We start from the raw sequence: 17465 nt of genomic DNA, 5'->3' as shown, positions 1-17465 counted from the left end.
AAATCTGCTCTCAGAGTACCCTTTCACCTAAAATCTGGCAACGTAACCCGATCGCCATCATGCTGAAGCGAGACAACAGAAGACAGCATCTCAAACCTGTGCTACAAACAAAGCCGAAACATACTTTCCAGTAAATTGCGGTGACGGTTTTTGCGGTTTAAGTACAGAACCCACGGTGATGACAGCAATAAACAGGCTGTTGCACTCCGACATCCGCTTGCAGCATTTCTGGAGAGTTATATGCTGAAAGGGCGCTTTGGATTTGAAGTGCCGTACAGGGAACTCTGAGCCCTGTGATTTTGGGCAGCGATAACAACAGAGGATAATAGCAAATGGTTCTCGGCAAGCCACAAACAGACCCGACTCTTGAATGGTTCCTGTCTCACTGTCATATACATAAGTATCCTTCTAAAAGTACGCTGATTCACCAGGGTGAAAAAGCCGAAACGCTTTACTACATCGTGAAAGGGTCAGTTGCTGTCCTGATTAAAGATGAAGAAGGCAAGGAAATGATACTGTCCTACCTTAACCAAGGTGACTTCATCGGTGAGCTGGGACTCTTCGAAGAAGGTCAGGAACGCAGTGCCTGGGTACGTGCTAAAACTGCCTGTGAAGTGGCTGAAATTTCATATAAAAAATTCCGCCAGCTGATTCAGGTTAACCCGGATATTCTGATGCGTCTCTCCGCGCAGATGGCCAACCGTCTGCAAGTGACGTCAGAGAAAGTCGGCAACCTTGCCTTCCTTGACGTTACCGGTCGTATCGCTCAAACCTTGCTCAATCTGGCTAAACAGCCTGATGCAATGACCCATCCGGACGGGATGCAAATCAAGATTACCCGCCAGGAAATTGGCCAAATCGTCGGTTGTTCACGTGAAACAGTCGGACGCATTCTCAAAATGCTGGAAGATCAAAGCCTGATCTCCGCACACGGTAAAACGATTGTCGTTTACGGCACACGTTAATCCCTCAAAAATTGGCGCGGCAAAACACTGTCGCGCCTTTTTTATGGGCTAAGCTTTACCCATGACGCTATGGCGAAGACTGTTTTACCATCCTGAAGTGAACTACGCGCTGCGCCAGACGCTGGTGTTGTGCTTACCTGTTGGCATTTGCTGGCTGTTTGGCAATTTGCAAATGGGCCTGCTGTTTTCCCTCTGCCCGGCCTGTTGTAACATCGCCGGTCTGGATACCCCGCATAAACGCTTTTTCAAACGCCTGCTCGTCGGCGGTTCACTCTTTGCCGTGAGCAGCCTTCTGCTGCAACTGATGCTCGAAAGCTGGCATATACCGCTGCCGCTGATCATGCTGTCGCTGGCGTTACTGCTCGGCGTCACCGGTGAAATCAGCCCGCTGCATGCGCGCCTGCTGCCCGGTGCGCTGGTGGCGACTATCTTCACGCTGAGTATGGTGGGCGTGCGCCCGATGTGGCAGGCCCCGGTGTTGTTCGCCGCTGGCACAGCCTGGTACGGATTGTTTAACTGGGCGTGGTTTCGTATTTCGGAAGAACAGCCGATGCGCGAAACACTCAGCCAGCTCTATCTGCAACTCGCGGATTATTTCGAAGCCAAGTACAGCCTGCTGACGCAACATACCGATCCCGAAACCGCGTTACCCCCACTGCTAGCCCGCCAGCAGCAGGTTATCGACCTGATTGCCCTGCTTTATCAGCAATTACACATGTTGCCCCAGCACGGACATCATCATCACCATAAGCGGCTGTTTCAGCGTTTTCAGGTGGCGCTCGATTTGCAGGAGCACATTACAGTGAGCCTGCATCAGCCGGAAGAAGTGCAGAAACTGGTGGAGGAAAGCCATGCCGAAGCGGTTATCCGCCGAAATGCACAGGTGATTTCCACCCGTCTTCGGGTGATTGCCGACGATATTCTTTATCACCGTTTATCCGGGCGCTTTACGATGGCCAATGAGCTGACCGCGCTGGAGAAAATCGCCGCGCGCAACCCGGACAATCCGGTAGGTCAGTTTTGTTATTACCATTTCAGCCGCATTGCCCGTCTGTTACGCACACAGCGGCCGTTGTACAAACGTGACCTGATGAACACCCAGCCGCGTTTGCCCTTCTGGCCCGCGCTGAAAAGCTATCTTTCCTTCAAATCCGTGGCACTGCGTAATGCCGCACGTTTGGGCATTATTCTGGCGATTGGCAGCAGTCTGGGTCTGTTCTTCAATTTGCCCAAACCCTACTGGATCTTGCTGACTATCATGTTGGTCAGCCAGAACGGTTATAACGCCACGCGGGTGAGGATCCAGCACCGTGCACTCGGTACGCTGGCCGGATTGCTGATTGCCTCAGGCTTGCTCAAACTGGAACTGCCGGAAGGCACCACGCTGCTGTGCATGTTGCTGATCACCCTGTTGTCCTATACCGTTCTGCGCAAAAACTACGGACTGGCGATGGTCGGCATGACGGTGACTGCAGTGTATACCCTGCAATTGCTGGCGATGAACGGCGTGCATTTTCTGGTACCACGACTGGTCGATACCCTGATCGGCTGCGCGCTGGCCTTTGGTGGCACTATCTGGCTGTGGCCGCAATGGCAAAGCGGTTTGCTGCGCCAGAATGCACACCAGGCGCTGGAAATCTATCAGGACGCTATCCGCCTGCTGCTCGAGGAAAGCCCCGACACCGCCAAACTGGCGTACACCCGTATGCAGGTCAATCAGGCGCACAATAAGCTGTTCACTTCGCTAAATCAGGCGATGCAGGAGCCGGGTTTTAACTCACATTATCTGGCGGATATGCGTTTGTGGGTGACGCACAGTCAGTTTGTGGTTGAGCATATCAACGCGATGACGATCCTCGCCCGCGAGCATTACATGCTGCCGGAAAAACTGGCGACAGAGTATTTACAGACCTGCGAAATCGCGCTGCAAAGCTGTCAGCAACGACTGCTCTACGACGGGCCGGGCAGCGAGAACAACCTGTTTAATGCGCCGGAACTTCACCCGGATATGCCACTGACCGAAATGGAACGCCATCTGCGGCGCGTAATTTCACATCTCAGCGTGATGCATACCATCTCGTCACTGGCGTGGAAGCAGAGGCCGCATCATGGGATCTGGCTGACGCGGCGGGCGTGAAGGGGGATGCCCCTTTCAAATCCCCGTTTTACTGGCTTGCAGCCAGACTGCTTTTTGAAATTGCGAATATCTCGGTTTCTCAAGTACGGATGCCGTGTACTGGCGTTCTTTTAAACGGATTGAGAAAGTTTCGGTTTTTCAATTGCCGTGTTCGCTTAACTCACCGAGCCGAAACCGACCAAAGAGGGCTAAGACGAGCCCTCTTTGGAATCTCCACGTCTTAAACTGCGCGCTTCGCTCGTAGGCTATGTTCCAGCAACCACAGCGACAGGCTGGAAATCTTGCCGCGTTGCGGTTCCTTCTCTCGGTCTTCGAGCCACTGGTCTCGAAGCCGCTCCGTTCAGCAAGATTTCTGAATCGCCCGCAGGATTCTAAATTCAAAAGGAGAAGGGTTTTATCTTTTAGAAATGTCGATTGGCGTGCTCAAAAATGGCACCGAATGAACGGTTCGAGACCTATGGCTCGAAGCCTGAAATTCGGGAATCGCGCAGCGATGACATTTTGCGCCACACACTAATGCGCCAGAACATGTCCGCCGTGCCCGCGACAGCGCGCAGTGAAAAAGCGAAGGGAGATCCAAGAGGGAAAAAGCACTTTTCCCTCTTGGTCGGTTTCGGCGCGAGAGGCCATGTGATAAATGTTAGTGAGAAACCGAAATTGTCTCGATCAAGCGTTTAAAGACGGAGGCGTGGGGATCACCCCCCGCAAACTTTCCCCACGGCTTTCTCAAACCTTTCCATCCCTTCTTCAATATCCGCGAAGTCGATAACAAGCGATGGCGCAAACCGCATCACGTTTGGTCCGGCGACCAGCATCATCAATCCGAATTCTGCCGCGGCGGCATGGAATTCTCCGGCGCGGTTTTTATACGCATCAGAAAGCTCGGCGCCGATCAGCAACCCCTGACCGCGGAACTCGCTGAAGATGTGATATTTCTGGTTGATGGCCTCCAGCGCGCTGATGAATTTCTCGCGGCGCTCGTTGATCCCGGCCAGCACGTCTGGCGTATTGATGATATCCAGCGCGGCTTCAGCGACGGCGCAGGCCAGCGGGTTACCGCCGTAGGTGGTGCCATGTTTGCCCGGTTCCATCACCGAGGCCACGTCTTCGGTTGCCAGCATGGCGGAAACCGGGAAACCGCCGCCGAGCGCTTTAGCAGTGGTCAGGATGTCCGGCGTCACGCCGTAATGCATGTAGCTGAACAACTTGCCGCTGCGCCCCATGCCGCTTTGTACTTCATCCAGCACCAGCAGCGCCTGATGTTTGTCACAAAGCTCACGCAGACCTTGCAGAAACGCTTTGGTCGCAGGTGTGACACCGCCCTCCCCTTGCACAGGCTCGACAACAATGGCGCAGGTGTGGTCGTCGATCACCGCTTTTACGGCATCCAGATCGTTGAACGGCACGTGCACAATATCAGCGGGTTTCGGGCCGAAGCCGTCGGAGTATTTCGGCTGGCCACCCACGGAAACCGTGAACAGCGTGCGACCGTGGAAGGCATTATGGAAAGCGATGATCTTACTTTTGTACGGGCTGTGACGGTGCGAAGCGTAATAGCGCGCCAGTTTAAAGGCCGCTTCGTTGGCTTCAGCGCCGGAGTTGGCGAAGAATACGCGGTCGGCAAAGGTGGCGTCGATCAGCTTCTGCGCCAGTCGAAGGGCGGGTTCATTGGTAAATACGTTACTGACATGCCACAGGGTTTCGCCCTGCTCTTGCAACGCTTTCACCAGTGCCGGATGGCAATGTCCAAGCGCCGTCACAGCGATACCCCCGGCGAAATCAACATACTCGTTCCCTTGCTGATCCCACACGCGACTGCCTTTACCTTTCACGGGAATGAATTTCGCAGGTGAATAAACCGGCAAAATAACTCTATCGAATGTGCCCCGATCTACCGATGATTTTTCCGCCATTACCCTTCTCCCTCACGACCATTGATATGAAAATATAATCACAAAATATGCATAAAAAATCACACACAGGCAAACAGAAATCGCATCTGATGGGTAAGTAATTTTTTCAGCAATATTAACTGATTAGATTTTAAGGAAATTATCCAAAAGCTGATGCCCCTGCTCGCTCAAAATGCTTTCAGGATGGAACTGAACGCCATGCAGCGGCAAGGTTTTGTGCATGATGCCCATAATGTCGTCACGACCACCATCCCGTTCTGTCCATGCAGTAACCTCGAAACAATCGGGCAGCGTCTGTGGCGCGACCACCAGCGAATGGTAGCGCGTCACGGTCAGCGGATTATTCAGCCCGGTAAAGACACTCCTGCCGGTATGGCGGACAGGGGATGTTTTGCCGTGAATGGCCTGCCGGGCGCGGACGATGCTCGCGCCGAACGCCTGCGCCATCGCCTGATGCCCGAGGCACACGCCAAGTATCGGTAAACGGTCGGAGAAATGGGCAATCGCTTGCAGGGAAATGCCAGCCTGATCAGGCGTACACGGACCGGGAGAAATCACCAGATGTGAGGGGGAAAGCTGTTCAATGTCGGTGAGCGTCAGCTGATCATTACGCATCACTTTCACCTCTGCACCTAGCTCGCAAAAATATTGATAGAGGTTGTAGGTGAAGGAATCGTAGTTGTCGATCAGCAGCAGCATAGTGTACCCGGTAAAAGTCGGAAAATTTACCGGGCAATTCTACGCATTTTTCAGCTCAGGCTCAGTATTTTGTCGATCAATGTTCTTCCGGGATTTCACTGACAACAGTATTAAAAATTGCCACCAGCTCGGATTCATCACCAAACACCGCCGTTTTATTGGCCGCCAGCCAGCGCTCACGATCCACTTTGGACCAGTCAATATCGTAGCCAGCATGAATGACCAGTTGCTCGATGAAGATCCGCAGCGCACGTCCGTTACCTTCGCGGAACGGATGCAGCAGATTCAGGCCGGTGTAATAGTGAGCCAGACGCTCAGCGAGATTATCCAGGGGTAACCCGACCAGAAACGCTTCTTCTTCAAGCTCCTGCATCAGCGCGTTGCCCTCTTTTTCGATGTATTCGAAATGGCAAAACTGAGTGTCATCCTTGTAGATATCGATTTCACGGAACTCGCCTGCCCAGGCGTAAATATCCTGGAACAAAGACAGATGCACCGCACACAGATGCGGCAGTCCCATCACCGCAGGCCCAAGCGGCATCGCTGACGCGCGCAGGGCAGTAAATGCGAGTTCGGCCTGCAACAGACGATGTTCTTCACGGATTTCCAGCCGGTTTTTCAGCACATTGATGCCGGTATAATAGTAAGGGTCGGCACCGGGCACGAGTTTATCGTTCATAGTGCTTCCTCAGTTCGGTGAGGCGTTGTGAAATTTGTTCGTTGTCTAACGTGATAACCTCAACCTGCAAACCATCCAGCGCGCTACTGGCCTGAAAGTTCTGCCGCTGACGTTCGCGAAAAAGTTTTTCCTGCTGCCTGAGTGTCAATTTCTTCGCCATTATTTCCTCCCTGGGTACAGCCATTCGGGCACATACCTTGTGGAGTTAAGTATAGACAGAGAAAAAAGGGCGCCAGCTTCAGCGCCCTAAACTCGGATTATTCAACAGCGATAGGGGTCTCGTTCACGTCTGTTTTATGATCTGCCTGAAGCGTTTTCACGCGATCCTCAAGCTGTTTCACCGCCTGCGCATCAGGCAGAAGTGAATATTTCAGTTCAAACACCGTGCTCTGGCCGGGTTGCAGTTGTTTCACGCGGCCTTGTTTACGTTCGATAGTGACCGGATACGCATAGTTGGTGCCCGGTTCAATACCCGTAACGTAACCCTGCTTCAGAGTGTCGGTGTTTTTCCACAGCGTCAGCAGCGGCAACTGATGGGTATCGAATTCAATCGATGCTCCTTTGTTGCCCGCTTTGTTCACTACGCCAGCAATGGTTTTACCCTGTGCATCCGCCAGCGGAACCATGTTAAAGACCATCTCGTCGAAGCCTTTGGTTGGCCCGGCGTAAGTCTGCCAGTCTGCTAAACCTTTTTTGGCGTAATCATTGAACGGAGAAATTGATTTCAGCGGCGCAATGAAACGGGCGCCCTGCTCAAGGATCGGCTGACCGAAATTACTGTGATAAATAATCTGGTAGTCGTGCGGATAATCCGACTGGTTAGTCAGGGTGTCGTGGATGGTCCACGAATGACTACCCGGCACGTAACGCAGCTCAGTCCAGGTTTCCAGCTTGGCTTTCTTAAAGGTGTCTTCTTTCAGCAAGCCGCGCACCGTGATTTCATAAGGGGCTTTATCGGCAATATCAACCACCACTTTCGAGGCTGGTGTATTGCCCGCCCGACCGTGCAGCGTGTAAATCATGCCGTCAGCAGTAACAGGATGTCCGGTCCATTCAAAGCCGCAACGCACCATCATTTCGTTGAAACCTTCCAGCCAGCCCACACCGTTACGGCTTTCAAGGTTGATATAGGCCGGATTCACCACCTCCTGAACCGGAGAATCCCAACCTAAGCGGATGTTATCGCCGGTCACGTGCAGTAAATCCATCCCGCGCGTCGGGCTCAGTGCAATCGTCAGCCCTTTGCTGGTAATAGTGATGACTTTTGACCCTTCCTGTTTGCCACCGTGAAGCACTTTTTGTTCGATGCTGAAATCCGCGCCCGCGATGTTCAGCTTTTTGTTGTCAGTCTTCCAGTTTCCCAGTTCTGTACCGGCTTCAGCATCCGTCAGCACGATGGTTTGTGCAGTGGCCTGCCACGAAAAAAGCCCCAGAACGATCCCGGTAACGAGTAATTTTTTCACAATAACCCCTTTTTGCTGAATTGATTTAGCCCAAAAGCAATTCAGCCTACAAAGTCCGGCAGGCGAAAAACGTGACAGCCTTCAAGTTGAGCGGTTTTTATGCTAAATGACAGGCAGTAACGTGCCAGACCTCGCAAAAAATCGTAATTTCAGAGAGAAATTGCAAATGAAACTGAGATCTCAGGCAGGAAGAGACGCGCATAAGCTGATGCGTTTCAGCTTATACGCGTTAGCAGAAGGATGTTACTTTTTACGGCCTCCCATAATGGAACCGAGAACCCCACGCAGGATCTGACGACCTAAATCACGCGCCATGCTTTTTGCCGCAACCTGTACCACACCGTCACGTTTCCCCCCCCGTGGTCCGATGCTGCCGAACAATATTTCATTCAGTCCACCCATCAGCCCACCGCCGGAAGGGGTTTGCGCCGCCGGTTTGGCCGGGCCTGTGGATTGCGGTGTGTTGATCGTGCCGAAACCTTGTGCGGTGATTTTTTCGTAGGCCGATTCACGGTCTATGCTGTCTTCATAGCGACCATACAGAGGCGACTGGTTGATCGCTTTGTTACGTTCGTCGTCGCCAGTCATGCCCATTTTCGATTCCGGCGCTATCACCATCGCCCGCTCAACGATTTCAGGACGCCCCTTTTCATCCAGAAATGACACCAGCGCCTCGCCAACGCCCAGTTCAGTGATCGCCGTTTCAGCGTCGAAAGCCGGATTCGCGCGCAGTGTTTGCGCCGCCGCTTTGACCGCTTTCTGGTCACGCGGCGTAAAGGCGCGTAAGGCATGCTGTACGCGGTTACCGAGCTGCCCGAGCACGCTGTCAGGAATATCCAGCGGGTTTTGCGTCACGAAGTAAATTCCCACGCCTTTGGAGCGGATCAGCCGCACGACCTGTTCAATTTTTGTCAGCAGCGCCTGCGGGGCGTCATTGAACAGCAGATGAGCTTCGTCAAAGAAGAACACCAGTTTGGGCTGCTCAGGGTCACCGACTTCCGGCAGATGCTCAAACAGTTCAGCCAGCAGCCACAGCAGGAAAACGGAGTAGAGTTTAGGCTGATTAATCAGCTTATCCGCGGCCAGCAGGTTGATAATACCGTGGCCTTTCTTGTCGGTTTTCATCAGGTCATTAATATCCAGCATCGGCTCACCGAAGAACTGATTTGCGCCCTGGCCTTCCAGCGTCAGCAAGCCTCGCTGAATGGCGCCGATGGAAGCGGAAGAAATATTGCCGTACTGCGTCTGGAACTGTTTAGCGTTATCACCGGTAAACTGCACCATGGCACGCAAATCTTTCATATCGAGCAGCAACAAGCCGTTGTCGTCGGCAATCTTAAACACCAGTTGCAGCACGCCGCTTTGCACGTCATTAAGATCGAGCAATCGCGCCAGCAGCAGCGGCCCGAGGTCAGAAATCGTCGCGCGGATCGGATGGCCTTTTTCACCAAAGATATCCCACGGGATAATGCTGCATGCCTGCGGCTGCCAGTCCGTCACGCCAATATCATTCAACCGCACGGCGAGTTTTTCCGACGCCACACCTTCAGCACCAATACCGGATAAATCCCCTTTCACATCGGCCAGAAAAACCGGAATACCGATACGGGAAAACTGCTCGGCCATTCGTTGCAGCGTGACGGTTTTACCGGTACCGGTCGCGCCGGTAATCAGTCCATGTCGGTTCGCCAGCGCAGGAAGGATCACCAGATCCTGTACCGGTTTACCTTCATTCATGGCTTTGGCAATCAGACGGGCTTCACTCATTTCATTGTCCTTGAAAGTGGGAGGCGGGGAGCTTTCTATAAAACTATAAGTCTCATCAAAGGGGCGTCAATAAATAGGCAATAAAAAGCCCCCGGAACCGGAGGCTTAGAAAAACAGTATTCTGGAGGAAGGGCTGAAAAATTAAGGCAGCACTTTCGCAGACAGGATCACAATCGGCGTCGTCGGCACGTTCTGGTAAGGCCCGACATTATCCGTTTTGACCTGAGACATTTTGTCTACCACATCCATGCCTTTAATGACTTTACCGAATACGGCATAGCCGAAATCACGCTGACCGTGATCGAGGAAGGCGTTATCTGCCACGTTGATGAAGAACTGGCTGGTCGCGCTGTCTTTATCGGCAGTACGCGCCATGGCGATGGTGCCGCGCAGGTTACGCAGGCCATTGTCCGCTTCGTTCTTGATCGGCTCTTTGGGCGCTTTTTGCTGCATGTCAGCCGTAAAACCGCCACCCTGCACCATGAAGCCCGGGATCACGCGGTGGAAAATGGTGTTGTTGTAATAGCCGCTCTGAGCGTAATCAACGAAATTCTTCACAGAAACCGGTGCCTTCGCACTGTCGAGTTCCAATTCGATATTCCCCGCTGAAGTGGTCAGCATGACATGGGTTTGGGCGGCCGCAAGAACAGGCTCCATTGCAGTCAGGGATAGCAGCGCAGTCAGGGCCACTAAAGTACGTTTAAACATGACGGTTCCTTTCTTCAGAATACAAACAACAGATCCCACTGATTCTAAAGAGGCTTTACGCTTAGCGCCAGACCTTTACCTTTATTTACGCTTGGGAATAAATATTCCAATTATTTCAGAATATTACATCATATTTTTCACTGCCTTAGCTGTTGAAATCCACAGCGTGATCTTCATCAAGATGGATGAGGGTTTTTGCCAGCTGTGTTTGCGCGATCAGTACGCCCTCGCGCAGAGAATATTGTACCGGTGTCTGGCGGCGCACCGCGTCGAAACCACTTTGTGCTGGCAGGATCACCAGGCTGGCAGCATAGCCACTTTCCAGACCGTAACCTTGCAGATTCATAGTGCGGGCGCTGTAGGTGGTGATGAGCTTCAGCCCGTCATTAATTTGCTGATACCCCATCAGCTGACAGACATGCAGCCCCATGTGCAGTACCTGCAACATATTGGCGGTGCCGAGCGGATACCACGGGTCAAACACATCATCATGGCCGAAACAGACGTTGATCCCCGCCTCCAGCATTTCTTTCACACGCGTAATACCGCGGCGTTTCGGATAGGTGTCAAACCGTCCCTGCAGGTGGATATTGACCAGCGGATTGGCGACAAAGTTGATACCTGACATTTTCAGCAAGCGGAATAAACGCGAAGTGTACGCGCCGTTATAGGAATGCATCGCGGTGGTATGGCTGGCGGTAACGCGAGCGCCCATGTTTTCACGCAGGGCCAGCGCGGCCACAGTTTCGACAAAACGCGACTGCTCATCGTCAATTTCATCGCAATGGACGTCGATCAGCTTGTCGTATTTTTTCGCCAGTTCGAAGGTTTTATGCAGCGATTCCACACCGTATTCGCGGGTGAACTCGAAATGGGGAATCGCACCGACGACGTCAGCGCCCAGCTTCAGCGCCTCTTCCAGCAAGGCTTCGCCGTTCGGGTACGACATGATGCCTTCCTGCGGAAACGCCACAATTTGCAGCGTGACCCACGGCGCGACTTCAGCTTTCACTTCCAGCATGGCTTTGAGTGCCGTCAGCGTCGGATCAGACACATCCACATGGGTGCGCACATGCTGGATGCCGTTGGCTATCTGCCACTTCAGCGTTTGCCAGGCGCGCTGTTTGACGTCTTCATGCGACAACAGCGCCTTGCGTTCTGCCCAGCGTTCAATGCCTTCAAATAACGTACCGGACTGATTCCACGCTGGCTGACCGGCGGTTTGAGTGGTATCGAGATGAATGTGCGGCTCGATAAAAGGAGGGATTGCCAACCCCCCTTCAGCATCCAGGATATGCTCGCCATAGTCGGCATTATCCCATTGAGGGACAATCTGGCGTATCACGCCGCCTTCGATATCTATCTGCCACAACCCTTCCCGGTCAGGCAACCGTACATTTTTCACGGTACGCAAAAGAGTTTTCGTCACGCGTTACCTCATCATTTTTAGTAAGACTGCGTTGTCGGTGATGTTAAAGCCAATCTTAGAACAATAGCCTGAAAGTGTTTATAAATCGAAAGGTTACGTAAAAACCCAATAAAATCAGTCAAATACCCCCTAAGGAGTATATTGGAACTGGCTTGATTTGCATCAATACCCCCTGTTACGCGCGGGTTATGTTTAGCCTCAGAAAATCAATATTGAGGCAATTATGAGCAAAGTCAGAATCGCGATTATTGGCAACGGCATGGTCGGCCATCGCTTTATCGAAGATTTACTGGATAAAGCAGAACCGGGCCAGTTCGATATCACGGTATTTTGTGAAGAGCCGCGCGTGGCCTATGACCGCGTCCATCTTTCCTCTTATTTTTCACATCATACTGCCGAAGAACTGTCGCTGGTTCGCGAAGGATTCTACGAAAAACATAACGTCAATGTGCTGATTGGCGAACGGGCGATTACGCTCAACCGCAGTGAAAAAGTCATTCATTCCAGCAGCGGCCGCACGGTGTATTACGACAAACTGATTATCGCCACCGGCTCCTACCCGTGGGTGCCGCCGATCGCGGGTTCTGACAGTCAGGATTGCTTCGTTTACCGCACCATTGAAGACTTACATGCCATCGAATCCTGCGCCCGTCGTAGCAAACGCGGTGCCGTGGTCGGCGGCGGTTTACTCGGCCTTGAAGCCGCCGGTGCATTGAAAAACCTCGGGGTTGAAACCCACGTGGTAGAATTCGCCCCCGGCCTGATGGCGGAACAACTCGATACGCAGGGCGGCAGCCAGCTACGCCAGAAAATCGAAAGCATGGGCGTACGCGTCCACACCGCCAAAAATACTCAACAGATTGTTCAGGGCGGCACGTCTGCCCGTAAAACGATGGAGTTCGCCGATGGCACCTTCCTTGAAGTCGATTTCATCGTATTCTCCACCGGTATCCGTCCGCAGGACAAACTGGCGCGCCAGTGTGATTTAGAGATCGCTCCGCGCGGTGGCATTGTGATTAACGACCAGTGCCAGACCAGTGACCCGGATGTGTACGCCATCGGCGAATGTGCTTCGTGGAATCAGCGTACTTTCGGTCTGGTGGCACCGGGCTACAAAATGGCGCAGGTCACCGCTGATCATTTACTCGGTCGCGATAACGCCTTCACCGGCGCAGACATGAGCGCCAAACTGAAACTGTTAGGTGTGGATGTGGCCGGTATCGGCGACGCGCATGCCCGCACGCCGGGCGCACGCAGCTACGTTTATCTGGATGAAACCAAAGCGTTGTACAAACGCCTGGTGGTCAGCGAAGACAATAAAACGCTGCTCGGTGCCGTGCTGGTCGGTGATACCAGCGATTACGGCAATCTGCTGCAACTGGTGCTGAACAGTATTCCACTGCCGGAAAATCCCGATGCGCTGATCCTGCCCGCTCACGCAGGCAGCGGTGGCGCGGTGATTGGCACCGATGCCCTGCCGGAAAGCGCGCAAATCTGTTCGTGTTTTGACGTCACCAAAGGCGATATCATCAAAGCGGTTCAGGGCGGTTGTCACACCGTGGCGGCACTAAAATCGGCGACCAAAGCCGGTACCGGTTGCGGCGGCTGTATCCCGCTGGTAACGCAGGTGCTAAATGCTGAACTCAGCAAACAAGGCATCGAAGTTAACCATCATCTGTGCGAACACTTCGCCTATTCGCGCCAGGAGCTTTATCACCTGATCCGCGTGGAAGGTATCCGCTCATTCGACGACTTGCTGAATAAATACGGCAAAGGCTACGGTTGTGAAGTCTGTAAACCGACCGTCGGATCGCTGCTGGCTTCCTGCTGGAACGATTACGTGCTGAAACCGCAGCACACGCCATTGCAGGATACCAACGATGTGTTCCTTGCTAACATGCAAAAAGACGGTACCTATTCCGTTATACCGCGCTCGCCGGGCGGTGAAATCACACCGCAAGGCTTGCAGGCAATTGGTGAAATCGCAGCTGAATACAATCTCTACACCAAAATTACCGGCTCGCAGCGTATCGGCATGTTCGGCGCGCAAAAGGACGATTTACCCGCCATCTGGCAGAAACTGATTAACGCTGGCTTCGAAACCGGTCAGGCCTATGCCAAAGCCCTGCGTATGGCAAAAACCTGCGTCGGCAGCACCTGGTGCCGTTACGGCGTGGGCGACAGCCTCGGTTTCGGCATCAGCCTGGAAAACCGCTACAAAGGCATCCGCACGCCCCACAAAATGAAATTTGGCGTGTCCGGTTGTACCCGTGAATGCTCGGAAGCACAGGGCAAAGATGTCGGGATTATCGCCACGGAAAACGGCTGGAACCTGTATGTCTGCGGCAACGGCGGCATGAAACCACGGCACGGTGATTTACTGGCCGCCGATCTGGATAACGACACCCTGCTGCGTTATCTCGACCGTTTCATGATGTTCTACATCCGCACTGCCGATAAACTGCAACGTACCTCGGTCTGGATGGACAATCTCGAAGGCGGTATCGACTACCTGCGTAAAGTCATCATCGATAACAAACTGGGACTTAACGACCAGCTTGAAGCCGAACTGACACGCCTGCGCGACTCAGCGGTTTGTGAATGGCAGGAAACGCTGAACGATCCGGCGGCGCAAACCCGCTTCAGTCACTTTATCAACAGCAGCCAGCGTGACCCGAACGTGCAGTTCGTCGGTGAGCGTCAGCAGCATCGTCCGGCGCGTCCTGACGAACGTATCCCGGTAAGACAAATCGCCGACGGGGAGGAAGTATTATGAGCCAATGGTTAACGCTTTGTTCTGTCGACCAGATCCTGCCTGCATGCGGTGTTTGCGCACTGGCAGGCGATCAGCAGGTCGCGCTGTTTCGTCCTTATGCTGATGAGCAGATTTTTGCGCTGTCGAACATCGACCCTTTCGCACAGGCCAGCGTGCTGTCACGCGGGATTATCGCTGAACATCAGGGCGAGCTTTGGGTAGCCAGTCCGCTGAAAAAACAGCATTTCCGCCTGACCGACGGTGTCTGCATGGAAGACGAGCAGTATTCGATTCCGGCTTACGAGGTCCGCGTACAGAACGGAAATGTGGAAATCAACACCGCCAGGCTTCGGGCTGAAATCGGCTAAACGCCGCGCCTTCCACGCCGCCTCCAGGCGGCGTTATTATTCATTCCAAAGAACGCTATTTCAAAGAACGCCGCCTCAGAGAATATTATCTATGGATTACCTGCCCCTTTTTTGTCAGTTAAAAAACAGAGCCTGCTTACTGGTCGGTGCCGGTGATGTTGCAGAGCGTAAAGCGCGTTTGCTGCTGGAAGCTGGCGCAAAACTAACGGTGAACGCCCTCACCTTTACGCCGCAATTTCAGATCTGGGCAGATGAAGGCAAAGTCCGCCTGTTACGCGGTGAATTCTCACCGCTGCTGGTGGATGAAAAATGGCTGGTGATCGCTGCGACCGATTCCGATCTGGTGAATCAGGAAGTCAGCGAAGCCGCAGATCACCGCCGCGTGTTCTGCAACGTGGTCGATGCGCCGGAAAGTGCCAGCGTGATCATGCCGTCGATCATTGACCGTTCTCCGCTGATGATCGCGGTGTCTTCCGGCGGTAATGCGCCGGTACTCGCGCGTTTGCTGCGCGAACGTCTGGAATCCATTCTGCCACAGCATCTGGGCAAACTGGCACAGGTCGCGGGCGGATTGCGGGCGAGGGTAAAAACACATTTTCCTGATGCTTCTGAGCGCCGTCGCTGGTGGGAAAAACTGTTTAATCATCATCGCCTGGCGCAGTCGCTGGCGAACAATGACAACGTGCAAAGCCACGAATACCTTGAAGAATTATTCCGCGAGCCTGTGGACAAACATGGCGAAGTGATTCTGGTCGGCGCCGGACCGGGGGATGCCGGATTACTGACGCTCAAAGGCTTGCAACAGATGCAACTGGCCGACGTGGTGGTTTACGACCGGCTGGTTTCTGACAGCGTGCTGAATCTGGCACGTCGCGACGCGGAGCGGATTTTCGTGGGCAAACGTGCCGGACACCATTGTGTGCCGCAGGAGCGCATCAATGAAATCCTGCTGGAACAGGCGCAGATGGGCAAACGCGTTGTCCGTCTCAAAGGGGGCGATCCGTTTATCTTTGGTCGTGGCGGCGAAGAACTGGAAGCACTGAAAGCCGCAGGTATCGCATTTTCCGTGGTACCTGGCATCACGGCGGCCTCCGGTTGTTCCGCTTACAGCGGTATTCCGCTGACCCACCGCGACCACGCGCAAAGCGTGCGGCTGATCACCGGCCATGCGAAGCAGGATGGAGTTTTAGACTGGGCCTGCATGGCGCAAACTCAGCAAACACTGGTGTTTTATATGGGGCTTACGCAGGCCGGAGAGATCCAGCGCCGGTTGCTGGAGAATGGCCTGGCAGCAGAAACGCCTGTCGCACTGGTAGAAAACGGCACCAGCCAGCAACAACGAGTGGTGACAGGGAAGCTCACAGAGCTCGAAAATCTGGCGAAAAAGGTGCAAAGCCCCAGTCTGATTATTGTCGGCAGCGTGGTGAGCTTACGTCAGAAACTCAACTGGTTTGCCAGCGAAACCGTAGCGATGCCATCGGATTGAGCACAGCGGTTTACTGAGGATCTGAAAGCAAAAAACCACGTCCAAAGACGTGGTTTTGATTTAACGGCCAAAGCAGAAATTAGGGAAGAGTAACGAAGCCAATAGCTTCGTAGGCCTTCTTCAGCGTCACGCTGGCACGGGCACGGGCTTTCTCAGCCCCTTCTTTCATGACCTGTTGCAGGTAAGCTTCGTCACTGCGGAAGCGGTTAAAACGTTCCTGCACTTCAGTGAGCATGCCTGAAACCGCTTCAGCAACGGCACCTTTCAGATGACCATACATCTGGCCTTCAAATTCAGCTTCCAGCTCAGGAATGGCTTTGCCCGTCACACCAGAAAGGATATCCAGCAGGTTAGAAACGCCCGGCTTGTTTTTAATATCGTAACGGATGACTGGCGGCTCTTCAGAATCCGTCATCGCGCTTTTAATTTTTTTGGTCACCGCTTTCGGATCTTCCAGCAGGCCAATCACGTTTTTACGGTTGTCATCCGACTTTGACATCTTCTTGGTCGGTTCCTGCAATGACATCACGCGTGCACCGGATTTCGGAATGAACGGCTCCGGCACGGTAAACACATCACCATAAAGCGCGTTGAAACGTGCGGCGATATCGCGGCTCAGTTCCAGATGTTGTTTCTGGTCTTCACCAACCGGCACCTGATTGGTCTGGTACAGCAGAATATCCGCCGCCATCAGCACCGGATAATCAAACAGGCCAGCAGTGATGCTTTCGCTGTTGGAGGTTTCATAGCGCGCTGATTTGTCTTTAAACTGCGTCATACGACCCAGCTCACCGAAATAGGTGTAGCAATTCAGCGCCCAGCTTAGCTGACTATGTTCAGGAACATGAGACTGCACGAAGATGGTACTTTTCTTCGGATCAATGCCGACCGCCAGATACAGCGCCAGCGTGTCCAGCGTCGCTTTGCGCAGCTTTTCCGCATCCTGACGCACGGTGATCGCGTGCAAATCGACGATGCAGTAAATGCATTCGTAATCGTCCTGCATTTTGACCCATTGACGCAGCGCACCCATGTAGTTGCCAATGGTCAATTCGCCTGAGGGCTGTGCGCCACTAAATACGATGGGTTTACTCAT

General features: G+C 53.3%; 14 protein-coding genes. 5 read left to right on the top strand and 9 right to left on the bottom strand.

The window, feature by feature from the left end:
• Positions 1-332 precede the first annotated feature (332 nt).
• Together crp and ABIC79_RS17715 are read left to right on the top strand one after the other, a co-directional pair.
• Positions 333-965, top strand: coding sequence for a cAMP-activated global transcriptional regulator CRP (crp, locus tag ABIC79_RS17720; protein WP_013573634.1), 633 nt, complete (start codon positions 333-335; stop codon positions 963-965).
• Between the two features lie 61 nt (positions 966-1026).
• Positions 1027-3102 carry a YccS/YhfK family putative transporter gene (locus tag ABIC79_RS17715; protein ID WP_119261126.1) on the top strand — a complete coding sequence of 692 codons (2076 nt, stop codon included), beginning with the start codon at positions 1027-1029 and terminating at the stop codon, positions 3100-3102.
• 695 nt (positions 3103-3797) lie between these two features.
• Here ABIC79_RS17715 and argD read toward each other — a convergent pair.
• The 8 genes from argD to ABIC79_RS17675 all read right to left on the bottom strand — a co-directional run bounded on the left by argD (position 3798) and on the right by ABIC79_RS17675 (position 11760).
• On the bottom strand, positions 3798-5015 hold the full coding sequence (argD, locus tag ABIC79_RS17710) for a bifunctional acetylornithine/succinyldiaminopimelate transaminase (protein WP_354567978.1): 1218 nt from the start codon (positions 5013-5015) through the stop codon (positions 3798-3800).
• Between the two features lie 123 nt (positions 5016-5138).
• A complete protein-coding gene (locus ABIC79_RS17705; RefSeq protein ID WP_013573631.1) occupies positions 5139-5714 on the bottom strand; it encodes an aminodeoxychorismate synthase component II in 576 nt (191 codons plus the stop codon).
• A 76-nt stretch (positions 5715-5790) separates the two neighbouring features.
• A complete protein-coding gene (locus ABIC79_RS17700) occupies positions 5791-6393 on the bottom strand; it encodes a putative adenosine monophosphate-protein transferase Fic (RefSeq protein ID WP_014411515.1) in 603 nt (200 codons plus the stop codon).
• Positions 6383-6553, bottom strand: a complete 171-nt coding sequence (locus tag ABIC79_RS17695; RefSeq protein WP_013573629.1) for a YhfG family protein — start codon at positions 6551-6553, stop codon at positions 6383-6385. Before ABIC79_RS17695 ends, ABIC79_RS17700 begins: the two co-directional genes overlap by 11 nt.
• A gap of 97 nt (positions 6554-6650) precedes the next feature.
• Entirely contained in the window at positions 6651-7856 is a 1206-nt protein-coding gene (locus tag ABIC79_RS17690) for an aldose 1-epimerase family protein (RefSeq protein WP_013573628.1), read from the bottom strand.
• 243 nt (positions 7857-8099) lie between these two features.
• Positions 8100-9623, bottom strand: a complete 1524-nt coding sequence (locus ABIC79_RS17685; protein WP_126124591.1) for a helicase HerA-like C-terminal domain-containing protein — start codon at positions 9621-9623, stop codon at positions 8100-8102.
• Positions 9624-9764: 141 nt separating this feature from the next.
• Positions 9765-10331, bottom strand: a complete 567-nt coding sequence (gene ppiA / locus ABIC79_RS17680) for a peptidylprolyl isomerase A (RefSeq protein WP_013573626.1) — start codon at positions 10329-10331, stop codon at positions 9765-9767.
• A gap of 145 nt (positions 10332-10476) precedes the next feature.
• Positions 10477-11760, bottom strand: a complete 1284-nt coding sequence (locus tag ABIC79_RS17675) for a cytosine deaminase (RefSeq protein WP_013573625.1) — start codon at positions 11758-11760, stop codon at positions 10477-10479.
• Between the two features lie 223 nt (positions 11761-11983).
• Between ABIC79_RS17675 and nirB the strand changes: the two genes are divergently transcribed.
• From nirB to cysG, 3 genes are all read left to right on the top strand, one after another.
• Positions 11984-14536 (top strand): nitrite reductase large subunit NirB, encoded by a 2553-nt coding sequence (nirB, locus tag ABIC79_RS17670; RefSeq protein ID WP_013573624.1) that lies wholly within the window; start codon positions 11984-11986, stop codon positions 14534-14536.
• A complete protein-coding gene (gene nirD / locus ABIC79_RS17665) occupies positions 14533-14883 on the top strand; it encodes a nitrite reductase small subunit NirD (protein WP_112198416.1) in 351 nt (116 codons plus the stop codon). Before nirB ends, nirD begins: the two co-directional genes overlap by 4 nt.
• Before the next feature lie 91 nt (positions 14884-14974).
• Positions 14975-16369 carry a siroheme synthase CysG gene (gene cysG / locus ABIC79_RS17660; protein WP_013573622.1) on the top strand — a complete coding sequence of 465 codons (1395 nt, stop codon included), beginning with the start codon at positions 14975-14977 and terminating at the stop codon, positions 16367-16369.
• Between the two features lie 79 nt (positions 16370-16448).
• Here cysG and trpS read toward each other — a convergent pair whose 3' ends face one another.
• Positions 16449-17465 carry a tryptophan--tRNA ligase gene (trpS, locus tag ABIC79_RS17655; protein WP_013573621.1) on the bottom strand — a complete coding sequence of 339 codons (1017 nt, stop codon included), beginning with the start codon at positions 17463-17465 and terminating at the stop codon, positions 16449-16451.

It is taken from the genome of Rahnella sp. 2050 (assembly GCF_040544515.1).
Classification (GTDB): domain Bacteria; phylum Pseudomonadota; class Gammaproteobacteria; order Enterobacterales; family Enterobacteriaceae; genus Rahnella; species Rahnella aceris.
The sequence above is the reverse complement of the archived record's forward strand: the minus strand, read 5'-3'. Positions and strand labels throughout refer to the sequence as shown.